At 74.6% G+C, this 11,798-nt stretch carries 9 protein-coding genes; 7 read left to right on the forward strand and 2 right to left on the reverse strand.

Features of this window, described 5'->3' with window-relative positions:
- Positions 1 to 21: 21 nt before the first annotated feature.
- The 4 genes from ACGFZP_RS17570 to ACGFZP_RS17585 all read left to right on the forward strand — a co-directional run bounded on the left by ACGFZP_RS17570 (position 22) and on the right by ACGFZP_RS17585 (position 4,505).
- Positions 22 to 1,296: a cytochrome P450 gene (locus tag ACGFZP_RS17570; protein ID WP_392933421.1), complete on the forward strand. Its 1,275-nt coding sequence runs from the start codon at positions 22 to 24 to the stop codon at positions 1,294 to 1,296.
- A 101-nt stretch (positions 1,297 to 1,397) separates the two neighbouring features.
- Positions 1,398 to 2,372 carry an ATP-binding cassette domain-containing protein gene (locus ACGFZP_RS17575; RefSeq protein WP_392933424.1) on the forward strand — a complete coding sequence of 325 codons (975 nt, stop codon included), beginning with the start codon at positions 1,398 to 1,400 and terminating at the stop codon, positions 2,370 to 2,372.
- A 75-nt stretch (positions 2,373 to 2,447) separates the two neighbouring features.
- On the forward strand, positions 2,448 to 3,407 hold the full coding sequence (locus tag ACGFZP_RS17580) for a D-2-hydroxyacid dehydrogenase family protein (protein WP_392933430.1): 960 nt from the start codon (positions 2,448 to 2,450) through the stop codon (positions 3,405 to 3,407).
- Positions 3,408 to 3,446: 39 nt separating this feature from the next.
- Positions 3,447 to 4,505 (forward strand): hypothetical protein, encoded by a 1,059-nt coding sequence (locus ACGFZP_RS17585; protein ID WP_392933433.1) that lies wholly within the window; start codon positions 3,447 to 3,449, stop codon positions 4,503 to 4,505.
- A gap of 136 nt (positions 4,506 to 4,641) precedes the next feature.
- Here the strand turns inward: ACGFZP_RS17585 and ACGFZP_RS17590 are convergent, their stop codons facing one another.
- Positions 4,642 to 6,234: a M4 family metallopeptidase gene (locus ACGFZP_RS17590; protein ID WP_392933436.1), complete on the reverse strand. Its 1,593-nt coding sequence runs from the start codon at positions 6,232 to 6,234 to the stop codon at positions 4,642 to 4,644.
- A gap of 204 nt (positions 6,235 to 6,438) precedes the next feature.
- Here ACGFZP_RS17590 and ACGFZP_RS17595 point away from each other — a divergent pair, with 204 nt between their 5' ends.
- Positions 6,439 to 7,770 (forward strand): hypothetical protein, encoded by a 1,332-nt coding sequence (locus tag ACGFZP_RS17595; RefSeq protein ID WP_392933439.1) that lies wholly within the window; start codon positions 6,439 to 6,441, stop codon positions 7,768 to 7,770.
- A gap of 54 nt (positions 7,771 to 7,824) precedes the next feature.
- On the opposite strand, the gene ACGFZP_RS17600 is transcribed toward ACGFZP_RS17595, so the two are convergent.
- Positions 7,825 to 9,936, reverse strand: a complete 2,112-nt coding sequence (locus tag ACGFZP_RS17600) for an amino acid adenylation domain-containing protein (protein ID WP_392933440.1) — start codon at positions 9,934 to 9,936, stop codon at positions 7,825 to 7,827.
- Positions 9,937 to 10,170: 234 nt separating this feature from the next.
- On the opposite strand from ACGFZP_RS17600, the gene ACGFZP_RS17605 reads away from it, so the two are divergent.
- Positions 10,171 to 10,995: an ABC transporter ATP-binding protein gene (locus tag ACGFZP_RS17605; protein WP_392933443.1), complete on the forward strand. Its 825-nt coding sequence runs from the start codon at positions 10,171 to 10,173 to the stop codon at positions 10,993 to 10,995.
- Positions 10,996 to 11,259: 264 nt separating this feature from the next.
- The coding region (locus tag ACGFZP_RS17610; protein WP_392933445.1) for a cupredoxin domain-containing protein at positions 11,260 to 11,798 on the forward strand (539 nt) is incomplete at its 3' end.

The following is an 11,798-nucleotide window of genomic DNA, read 5'->3' on the forward strand; positions in this document are numbered from 1 at the left end:
CCCGTCCCGGAAAGGGCCGTCATGCCCCAGCCGCACGCGACGACCGGCGAGGCCTCCCCGCCGGACGCCCCCGCCGACACCTCCCCGGACCTCGTGGAGGCGGATCTGGCCGCCATCGACCTGACCGACCCGCAGACCCACCTCTCCAGCGGGCTGCGCGCGATGTGGGCCAGGTTCCGCGCCGAGAGCCCCGTCCACCTGCACCCCGCCACCGACGGCAAACCGCCCTTCTGGGTGATCTCCCGGCACGCCGACGTCCTCGCCGTCTACCGCGACAACAAGCGCTTCACCTCCGAGCGCGGCAACGTCCTCGCCACCCTCCTCCAGGGCGAGGACTCGGCCTCCCGCAAGATGCTCGCCGTCACCGACGGCCCCCGGCACCGGGACATCCGCAACCTGATGCTCAAGTCCTTCTCCCCGCGCGCACTCGCCCCCGTCGTCGAGGGCGTCCACCGCCGCACCGGGGAGCTGATCGACCGGGGCCTGGCCCGCGGCGCCTTCGACTTCGTCACCGACCTCGCCGACCACATCCCGATCAACACCATCGGCGACCTGATGGGCATCCCCGCCGAGGACCGCGAGCAACTGGTCCACTGGAACACCCAGACCCTCTCCCGGACCAGCGCCGACCACAGCGAGACCGAGGAGTGGCTCGCCCGCAACGAGATCCTGCTCTACTTCTCCGAACTGGCCGCCGAACGCCGCCGCCACCCCGGCGACGACGTCATCAGCGCCCTCGCCACCGGCACCGTCGACGGAGCGCCGCTCAGCGAGGAGGAGATCGTCTTCAACTGCTACAGCCTGATCCTCGGCGGCGACGAGTCCAGCCGGATGTCCTCGGTCGGCGCCCTCATCGCGCTCTCCGAGCACCCCGGGCAGTGGAAGGCGCTGCGCACCGGCGCCGTCGGGCTGGAGACCGCCACCGAGGAGGTCATGCGCTGGACCACCCCGGCCATGCACTTCGGCCGCCGCGCCCTGACCGACGTCGAGCTCGGCGGCCGCACCATCCGGGCCGGGGACGTCGTCACCCTCTGGAACAGCTCGGCCGACTTCGACGAGGACGTCTTCGCCGACCCGTACACCTTCGACCTCGCCCGCACCCCGAACAAGCACGTCGCCTTCGGCTACGGACCGCACTTCTGCATCGGCGCCTTCCTCGGCCGCACCCATGTCGAGGCGATGCTGGCCGCCCTGCGCGAACGGGTCGCCGGGATCGAACTCCTCGGCCCGCCGCGCCGGCTCTACTCCAACTTCGTCTTCGGCTACAGCGGCCTGCCGGTGCGGCTCACCGCCTGAGCCGGGCCACGGACCGTCAGCCCGCCGTCAGCGGGACGTGCCACAGTCGACCCGAAGGCGGCGAACGCCACCGGGGTCGGGAGAGGTCGGGAGCACCCACCATGGACCTGGCAATCCGTGCGGAAGGCCTGCACAAGCGCTACCGGAGCGGCGTCCAGGCCATCGCCGCCATCGACCTGAGCGTCCGGGCCGGCACCGTTCTCGGCCTGCTCGGCCCGAACGGCGCCGGCAAGACCACCACCGTGCAGATCCTCACCACCCTGGTCGAACCGGACGGCGGGCGCGCCGAGGTGGCCGGCTTCGACGTCGCCCGCCGACCGGACGAGGTGCGCCGCCGCATCGGCCTGGCCGGCCAGTACGCCGCCGTGGACGAGGTGCTCACCGGCCGGGAGAACCTCGTCCTGCTCGGCTGCCTGCTGCACCTCGGCCGCCGCCGCGCCCGGGCCCGCGCCGACGAACTGCTCGAACGCTTCGGCCTGTCCGACGTCGGCCACCGGCCCGCCCGCTCCTACTCCGGCGGCATGCGCCGCCGCCTCGACCTCGCCAGCTGCCTGATCACCGCGCCACCGGTGCTCTTCCTGGACGAGCCGACCACCGGCCTCGACCCGGTCAGCCGGATCGCCCTGTGGGGCGTGGTCCGCGAACTCGTCGCCGACGGCGTCACGGTGCTGCTCACCACCCAGTACCTGGAGGAGGCCGACCAGCTGGCCGACCAGATCGTGGTGGTGGACTCCGGCCGGGTCATCGCCGACGGCACCCCCGACGAGCTGAAGCGCAAGGTCGGCCGCGAACGGCTGGAGCTGACCGTCGCCCGACCCGCCGACGCCGGCGCGGCCCTGGCGGCCCTGCGCCCCGTGCTCGCCGCCGAACCGGCCCTCGACGAGGCCGGGGGCCGACTGGCCATCCAGCTGGACGACGGCCTCGGCGGCATCGCCGACGTGGCGGCCGCCCTGCGCGACGCGGGCGTCGAGGTCGCCGACTTCGCGCTGCGCCGCCCGACCCTCGACGACGTCTTCGCCCACCTCACCGGGGGCCCGGGCGAGCCGGGGCCGCCGCCCGGACCGGACCGGCCTTAGGGCCTGGCGGCTACCGCGGGTGACGGACCGTGCCCCGCCACCGCGGGGGAGCAACGCGTCTGCGAGAGTGCCGACATGAAACTTCGCTGTGCCGTACTGGACGACTTCCAGGGCGTCTCCACCAGCATCGTCGACTGGTCGCCCGTCACCGACCGGGTGGAGGTCGTGGCCTTCCCCGAGCACTTCCACACCGAGGACGAACTCGCCGAGGCCCTGGCCGACTTCGACCTCGTGGTGACCCTGCGCGAGCGCGTCGCCTTCCCCGCCGCACTGTTCGCCCGGCTGCCCCGGCTGCGGCTGCTGGTCGCCACCGGCATGCGGAACTCCGTCATCGACCTCGCCGCCGCCGCGGCCCACGGGGTGACGGTCTGTGGCACCGCCAGCCTCTCCACCGCGCCGGTCGAGCTGACCTGGGCACTGCTGCTCGGCCTCGCCCGGGGCATCGTGGCGGAGAACACCGCGCTGCGCGAGGGCGGCCCCTGGCAGAGCACCGTCGGCGCCGACCTGTCCGGCCGCACGCTCGGCCTGCTCGGCCTCGGGAAGACCGGCAGCCTGGTCGCCCGGGTCGGCCTCGCCTTCGGCATGGACGTGGCCGCCTGGAGCCAGAACCTCACCGAGGAGCGGGCCGCCGAGGTCGGCGTGCGCCGCGCCGCCTCCAAGGAGGACCTGCTGGGCGGCAGCGACTTCGTCTCGGTGCACCTGGCGCTGAGCGACCGCACCCGCGGCCTGCTGGGCGGGGCGGAACTGGCCCTGATGAAGCCGGAGGCCTATCTGGTCAACACCTCCCGCGCCGCCATCATCGACCAGGACGCCCTGCTCGCCGCCCTCACCGGGGGCCGGATCGCGGGCGCGGCGGTGGACGTGTTCGACCTCGAACCGCTCCCGGCCGGGCACCCGCTGCGCACCGCCCCGCGGCTGCTGGCCACCCCGCACCTGGGCTATGTCTCGCGGGACAACTACCGGACGTACTACGGCCAGGCGGTGGAGGACATCGCGGCGTTCCTGGACGGCACGCCGGTGCGCGTCCTGGGCTGACACGCCGGTCGGCGCCGGGCGGGCGGGCATACTGGCCCGGTGCTGAACGAGGAGACGGGCGCCCCCCGGCCCGGCCGCCGCGGGCTGCTGCTGGCGGGGGCGTCCGCCCTGCTGCTCTCGGCCGCCGGCTGCGCGAGCGGTGGCGGCAGCAGCGGCAGTGCATCGGCGACCGGCCCGGCGACCGGCCCGGCCACCAACCCGCCCGAGCCGTCGCCGACTCCCGCCGCGACGGCGGCCACCGCCACCGCCACGCCTACCGTCGCCGCGCTGCCGAAGCCGCCGCCCTGGCAGCCGAACGCCTCCGACGTGCAGCCCGACGTCAAGCGCCGCGCCGTCGAACTGGTCACGGCGATCGGGTCCTGGCCGGTCGGCGGGCAGGGGCCGGGGGCGGCCAAGGCCCGGGTGGCCGCGCTCGGCCTGCCGCCGACCCTGGTGGACCAGGCCGGCCCGCTCGCCCCGGCCGCGGCGGAGGCCGCGCTGGAGGTGATCGAGGCCCAGTACGGCGGCATCCTCGCCGACACCTCCAGCGTCATGGTCGCGTGCCGGCAGTGGACCCGGCAGCCGGACGGCTCGATCGCCGAGGGCGGTACGACGGTCGACGTCCGGCTGAGCCGGGAGCAACCCCGCTGGGCCGTCACCGAACTGATCCCGGGGGTGCCCGCCGCGCCCACCGCCTCGCCGTCGCCCGCCGTCGGCCAGGTGCTGGCGCAGCCGCGGATCCAGCTGCCGCCGGCGGCGGTCGCCGACCTGCGCAGCGGCGTCGTGCACGAGAGCGTGCTCCGGGCGATGCTCGACCTGGCCGGCACCTACCGGCTGTCGCTCACCGTGCTGCGGTCCGGGCACCCGCTGGACGTGTTCGGCACCAGCCGGCCCAGCGACCACCCGCGCGGCCGGGCCCTGGACGTGTGGCAGATCGACGGGCAGGCGGTGGTGGACGCGGCCACGCCCCGGCGGCTGATCGAGTCGTTCATGCGGGACGCGGCGGCGGCCGGCTCCTACAACGTGGGCGGTCCGATCGCGCTCTCGGGCGGCGCGGGCAACCAGTTCTTCACCGACGAGACCCACCACGACCACGTGCACATCGGCTTCACCACCTGAGGCCGGCACCGGGGCCGGGGCGGGTCCGGGTCGGGCCGACCGCGCCCGGCGCGCACGGCAGCGGCCCGCCGCCGGAGCGACGGGCCGCTGGTGGTGCGAGCCGCTGGGTACCGTGAACTGCCGGGCCCGTGCGGGATCAGGCGACGGAGACGGCGCTCCAGGCGGCCGCGACCGCCTTGTACTCGGTGCTGTTGGCACCGTAGAGGTCCGTCGCGGCGCTCAGGGACGCGGTGCGGGCGCCCTTGTACGTCGTGGTGGAGGTCATGTAGACCGTCAGTGCCCGGTACCAGATCTTGGCGACCTTCTGGTTGCCGATACCGGTGACCGTGGAGCCGTTGCAGGTCGGGCTGTTGTAGGTGAAGCCGTTGATGGTCTTGCTGCCGCTGCCCTCGCTGGCGAGGTAGAACCAGTGGTTGCCGACGCCCGAGGAGTTGTGGACGTCCAGCCGGCCGACCTTGCTGGTCCAGCAGTCGGCGGACCCGCCGTCCAGCGAGGGCTTGTCCATCCGGCGCAGCCAAGGCGGGGTGGACTGGTCGCTGAACAGGTAGTCGGGGGTGTCCACGCCGTTGTTGGCGTACCACTCGACCATGGTGCCGAAGATGTCGCTGGTGGCCTCGTTGAGGCCGCCGGACTCGCCGCTGTAGCGCAGGTTGGCGGTGGCGCTGGTGACACCGTGGGTCATCTCGTGGCCCATGGTGTCGAGGTCGACCTGCTCGGGGTCGGTCACGCCGTCGCCGTCACCGGTCATCATGCAGAAGCACTGGTCGGACCACTGGGCGTTGTCCCAGTTGGTGCCGACGTGGACGAAGACGGTGGCGCCCTTGCCGTCGTTCTTGATGCCGCTGCGGCCGAAGACGTTCTTGTAGTAGTCGAAGGTCCAGGCGGTGTTGGCGTGGGCGTCGACGGCGGCGGTGGAGCGGTCGGTGGAGAACTTCCGCCCGTCGCCCCAGACGTTGTCGGCGTCGGTGAACAGCGTCCCGGAGGACGCGTTCAGTGAGTTGGCCGAGACGTTGTGGGCGTCCTTGGTGACGTGGCCGCGGGTCGGGTCCTTCAGCGCGTAGCCGCCGGTCTGCGGGGTGGTCGCGATGGTGACGTCGCCGGTGTACTCGGAGTGGCCGGTGCCGTCGGCCTGGTGCTCCGCGTCGTAGGCCTCGATCTGCTCGCCGGTGGTGGCGTCGGTGACGACGATCCGGCCGGAGGGCTGGCCGTGCTCGCCGACGCCGGCGACCGTGGTCTTCCAGGCGAGGCGCGGGGTGCCGTCGGCGGCCCAGACGACCAGCTCGGGCGTGCTGGTCGCGGAGCTGATGCCGGGCGCGGCCTGGAGCGCGCGGCCCGCGGTGGCCTGGGCGGGGACGGTCGGGACGATGGACTTCACCGCGGCGTCGTGGGCCGCCGCGCGGGAGGAGTCCTTGAGCCGGCCGCGGGCGTCCTGGTGGACCACCAGGTCGCCGCCGACGACGGGCAGTCCGAGGTAGCTGCGGTCGAAGCGGACGTGCTGGCTGCCGTCGGCGTCCAGGATGACGTCCTTGACCTGAAGGTCCTGGCCGTCGCCGAAGCCGAAGACGCCGGCGTTGTGGGTGACGTTGGCCCTGGCCAGGGTGATCGCCGCGTCCCGCCCGGTGGCGGCGGCGGAGGCCGTGCCCGCCTGGAAGGTGGCGGCGACGAGGGCGGCGGTGGCCGCTATGGCTCCGGCCGCGAGGTGGCGGCGGTGAGAGGAGGTGGGGCTCACTCTGACTCCAGTCGGGGTAGCTGCAGGGAAAGAGCTGCGACCGAGATTGACGGTGAGCAGCCAACCTTTGCTAGACGTTGGGTCAGATCTTGACCATTTCGTGTCCAGAACCGATCAAGTTCCATCAGGGCCGGTGACTTCAGCCCGACGGGGACGGGCCGCTTCCGGCCCCGGGCGGCGGCCCGCCGTCGTAGGCTCCCGGGTATGGACGGGTGGGTGGGGGCGTGGACCGGCGGCCGACGAGCCGTGCACCTCGGGAACGTGGCCGACTTCAACGAGCAGTTCCTGCCCGACGGGGTGGGCGCCGCGCAGCGGGAGCGAAGGCTGCGCCAGGGGCACCACTACGCGGGCATGGCGGCCTGCTACAGCCCGGAACCGGCGCTGCTGGTGCTGCCCGCGCTGGTCGAGGAGGCCTGGATCGGCTGGCTCGCCCGCGAGTTGGAGTGGGGGCCGGTCGAGCTGTACAGCGGGGTCGCGGACACCGAGACGCTCGGCCGGGCACTGGCCGGGCGCCCGGCACTGGCCGAGCGGATCGCGGCCGCCGGACTGCCGGTGGTGGCCTGGGGGCGCACCGACCACTGGGGCGGCGGCGGTCCGGAGCTGGCGGCCGTCCGGCGCTACGAGTCGAAGGCGGCCGCCCACGGGCTCTTCGCCGAGCTGGCCGCCGACCACCCCGGGATCGCCGTGCCGTGGCAGGAACAGCCCGCGACGACCCGTCAGGCCGCCCGGCGGCTCACCGCCCGCGCGACCCGGGGCGCCACCACCGTGGTGAAGAGCCCCTACGGCGTCGGGGGGTTCGGCACCGCCGTGGTCACCCCGCAGGAGCTGTTCACGGCCGGCGGCGGGCGAGCACTGCTGCGCCGGCTCACCGCGGACGAGGTCCTGCCGCCCGGAGACGGCCTGCTGCTGGAGGAGTACATCGACGCCGGCCCGGCCGACCGGCTGCGCGACCTCACCTTCGACGCGGTGATCGGCGCCGACGGACGGGTCCACCCCGTCGGCACCGGCGAGATGGCCGTCGACGGCACCCACTACCAGGGCGTCACCGTCGGCCCCGGCGTCGTCCCGCCCGAACTCGCCCGGACCGCCGAGCGGTTCGGTCTGGCGGTGGGCGAACGGCTGGCCGCCGAGGGCTACCGGGGCTGGTTCGACGTCGACTTCGTCACCGACCGGCAGCGCCGGCTCGCCCCGACCGAGGCCAATCTGCGCCTCACCGGACCCGCCGTCGCCTTCCTGCTTCGCGCCCGGCTCGACGAGGTGCGCGGGCCCGGCCACCTGGTCCGCACCCTGGACGGCGCACCGCTCGGCGCCCGGCTCTCCCAGGAGGCGCTCCACGAGCACCTGGACCGGCTGCGACCGCGCTGCGCGGCCCTCGGCGTCACCCTGCTGCCGCTGGTGCCGACCACCGGCTACCAGCCGGAGCCCGCCGTCGGCCTCGCCCTGGCCGCGCGCAGCGCCGAGGCACTGGACGCGGCCGAGGCCCTCCTCACCGCGGCGAACCACGCCCTGGGCCGGATGTTCGAGGCCCTGCGCTGACGGTCACCGGTGCACGGCCGCCGGCCGGCCGGCCGACCGTCGGCGGGCGGGCGGTCAGGCCCGTTCGGTGGGCGGGCGCCAGGCGAGGAAGCGGACGAGCACCAGGGCCGCGACCATCAGCGCGACGTTGAACACGTAGACCAGCACGGCCTGGCGCGGCCAGTCCGACGGGGAGCTGATGCGGTAGAGGTTGTCCTGTGGCCACCACGCGGCCAGCAGCCAGAACACCGACAGGTTGGCGGCCACGGACAGCCCGAGCGGCCGCTTGAACCGGGCGATCACCTGGGGGCCGAAGAGCAGGAACGTCACGCCGGCGCCGAACGCCACGCACTCGCAGACGTACAGCCAGGTGAAGTAGCCGTCGTACGGGGAGGGCACCAGCGAGGTGTCGGTGGACCGGGGGAAGAGGGTGTCGGTCAGCACCCAGGCCACATAGGCGACGATCAGCGTCGGGAGGGCCCAGATGCAGCCCGGGGGGCGGTCGGTGTCCTGTCCGGCCCCCGCCAGGCCGCCGCTCTTGGCGGAGCCCCGGCCGCCCTTGCCGGAGCGCGGCCCGGTGTAGTGGCGTGGGGCGGGCAGCGGCAGTGCGCCGCGGTCCAGCTTGCCGGCCCGGGTGCGGGGGAGCGCGGGCAGCGGCACCACGGCGGCGGGCGCCTCCCCCGCCGGCAGGTGTTCGGCCAGGTGGGAGGAGAGCGACCAGGGGTCCAGCGCGGCGGCGTCCGGGGCGGCCACCGCGTACCCGACCACGGCCCGCCGCCCCGGCTCCACCTCCACCTCGGCGACCGCGCACTCCTGCACCCCCGGGTGCGAGCGCAGCACCCCCTCGGTCCGGGCGGCGGCCGCCACCCGGGCGACCGTCCCGGCGGCCTGCGCCCGGCCCGACTCCTCACCGGTCGAGCCGAGCACCCCTGCGGCGCGGCCGAGGAACTCCAGCACCCCGTCCTCGCGGATCCGGCCCACGTCCCCGGTCAGCAGGATCCGCCCGTCCGGGTCGAACCCGGCGCTCCGGAACCGCCCGGCCTCCTCCCGGGGCCGCTTCAGATACCCCCGGCCGAGGCCCGCGCCCGCGACGGCGATCTCGCCGACCGCCCCGCGCGGCGCGCGCCCGCCGTCCGGCCGGAGCACGTACACCCGGCTGCCGGGGAACGGCACACCCACCAGACAGGTGCCCCGGCCGTCCTCGGCGACGCCCTCCGCGTCGAAGTAGGTGCTGTCGACGGAGGCCTCCGCGAGGCCGTACACGTTGAGCACCCGGACGCCCCCGCCGAGCAGCCGGTGCAGAGCCGACTGCTCGTCCAGGAACCACTTCTCCGCACCCACCGTGAGCAGCCGCACCCCGGCGAACGCGGCCCCGCCCCCGGCGGTGCCGAGGTGGCCGTGCAGCCGCCGGGCGGTGGACGCGTTCAGCTCCAGCACCGTCACGCCCTCGGCGGCCACCAGGGCGGGCAGCTCGGCGATGTCGGCCGTGCGGTCCAGCGTCAGGTTGCGCGGGGCGACCACCAGGGCCGCCCCGGTGCACAGGGCGCGCACCCAGTCCGCCGTGAAGACGTCGAACTCCAGGCTCGCCGTCTGCAGGATCCGGTCGGCGGCGGTCAGCGCGTACACCTTCCGCCAGCCCTCGTACGCGGCCAGCAGGTGGCGGTGCTCGATCAGCGCGCCCTTGGGCAGGGCGGTCGAGCCGGAGGTGAAGAAGACGCAGGCGAGGTCCGCCGGTCCGACCGGCACCCGCGGCGGGTCCGCGGACAGCGCGGCGACCGCCTCCGCCGCCGAGTCCACGCAGACCACCGCCCGGCCGCTGGCGTCCGTGAGCCGCACCCGGTGGGCCTCCTCGGTCACCACCACCGCCGGCGCGGCGTCCGCCAGGACGTGGCGCAGCAGCGGATCGGGCGCACCCGGCTCCAGCGGCACATAGGCGCCGCCCGCCTTCAGCACCGCCAGCAGCGCGACGAACACCTCCGCGCCCCGGCCCAGCGCCACCGCCGCCAGGCCCCCCGGCGCGAGTCCGTTCGCCGCCAGGTGCCGGGCCAGCCGGTTCGCCCGCGCGTCCAGCTCCCCGTACGTCAGATCCCGCCCGGCGAACCGGACGGCCACCGCCTCCGGCGCCCGCTGCGCCTGCTCCTCGAACCGGCCGTGCAGCGTCCCCGCGCGCCCCTGCCCGATCTCCATACCCAGCCCCCATCCACCGTGCGAATCCCCCCCGATAGTGCCCGCAACCACCGCCCCGCGACAGGCTCTTGCCCCAACCGCCCGCTCCCGGGCGGCCCGTCCGCACCTCGGACGCCCCGGCCGCCGCCGCGCCGCGGTTGTACTCTGCACGCGGACGGTCGGCGCCTGCCCGCCCGGTGCGGCGCCCCGCACCCGCACCCTGCCCGGCGCCAAGCCCACGGAGGCCCGTCACCCATGAGCACGTCCGCCCCGCTGCCCGATGGCCCGCTGCTGCGCACCAGGGACGTCGACGTCGTCCGCGACGGCCGCTACCTGCTGCGCGGGATCAACCTCGCGATCCAGCCCGGCGAGCACTGGGCCCTGCTCGGCGCCAACGGCGCCGGCAAGTCCACCCTGCTCGCCCTGCTCGGCGCGGTCTCCCACCCCACCCGGGGCGAGGTGGACGTGCTCGGCCGCCGGCTCGGCCGGGTCGACATCCGCGACCTGCGCGCCCACCTCGGCCACGTCAACCCCCGCCACCCGCTGCGCTCGCCGCTGAGCGTGCGCGAGGTGGTGCTCACCGGTCTGACCAACACCATCGAGCCGGACCTCTACCGCAAGCCCGCCCCCGCGGCACTGGACCGCGCCGAGCAGCTGATCGAGACCCTCGGCATGACCGCGATGGCCGACGCCCCCTGGACCACGCTCTCCCAGGGCGAGCGCGGCCGTGCCCTGATCGCCCGAGCGCTGATGCCCAGCCCGCTCCTGCTCCTGCTCGACGAGCCCGCCACCGGACTGGACCTGACGGCCCGCGAGCTGCTGCTGGACAGCCTCGACCTGCTGCGCCACCAGCACCCCGAGCTGGCCAGCGTGCTGGTCACCCACCATCTGGAGGAGCTGCCGGAGAGCACCACGCACGCGCTGCTGCTGCGGGCCGGGGAGTGCATCGCCGCGGGCCCGGTCGGCGAGGTGATGACCACCGAGCTGATCAGCGCCTGTTTCGGCCACCCGATCCGGATCAGCCGGCACGAGGGCCGCTGGACCGCCCGCGCGGCCGCCCGCCGCACCCCGCTGCGGTGACGGGGCCGGCGGGCCCGGCGGCGCGGTCGGTGGGCTGACGGCGGGGCCGGTGGGCTGAGGACGGGGTTGGTGGGCTGACGACACGCCCGGCGCCGGGGTCCTTCGGGTCCGGGTTCATCGCAGGTGGGGGGCGGTGTAGACGGTCATATAAGGATTGCCTAAGGTATGCCTTAGCTAAGTGGGTGGGGGCGCCGGTGCCAACCGGTTCCGTCACCCACGCTCAGTCCTGCCCTGGTGCACCCTGCCCTCCCCGTTGGAGCCCTCATGCCCGCGCGCCGTTCCACCGCCGCCACGCTGCTCGTCCTGGCCGTCTCAGGCACGCTGTTGGTCGGCTGCTCGCAGAAGAAGGACGACAAGGGGTCGTCGGACGCGGTGAAGGTGACGGCGTCGGACACGGCGTGTGAGGTGTCGAGGACGACGTTCCCGGCGGGGCAGGTGGCGATCGAGATCGCGAACAAGGGCTCGAAGACGACCGAGGTGTACGTCTATGCGGCCGGTGACAAGATCGTCACGGAGCGGGAGAACATCGGTCCGGGGACGAAGGCGACGCTGAGCGCGGAGATCAGGGCCGGGTCGTACGAGGTGGCGTGCAAGCCGGGCATGGTGGGTGACGGTATCCGTCAGAGGATCACCGTGACCGGTGACGGCGGTTCGGCGGCTGCGGTGGATCCGCGGTTGGCGGCGGCGGTGGACGCGTACCGGGGGTATGCGCAGGAGCAGGCGGATGCGACGGTGCCGGCGGTGGAGGCGTTCGCGGCGGCGGTCCGGGGCGGGGATCTGGAGAAGGCGAAGTCGCTGTACGC

The organism is Kitasatospora sp. NPDC048239 (genome assembly GCF_043202015.1).
Classification (GTDB): Bacteria; Actinomycetota; Actinomycetes; order Streptomycetales; family Streptomycetaceae; genus Kitasatospora.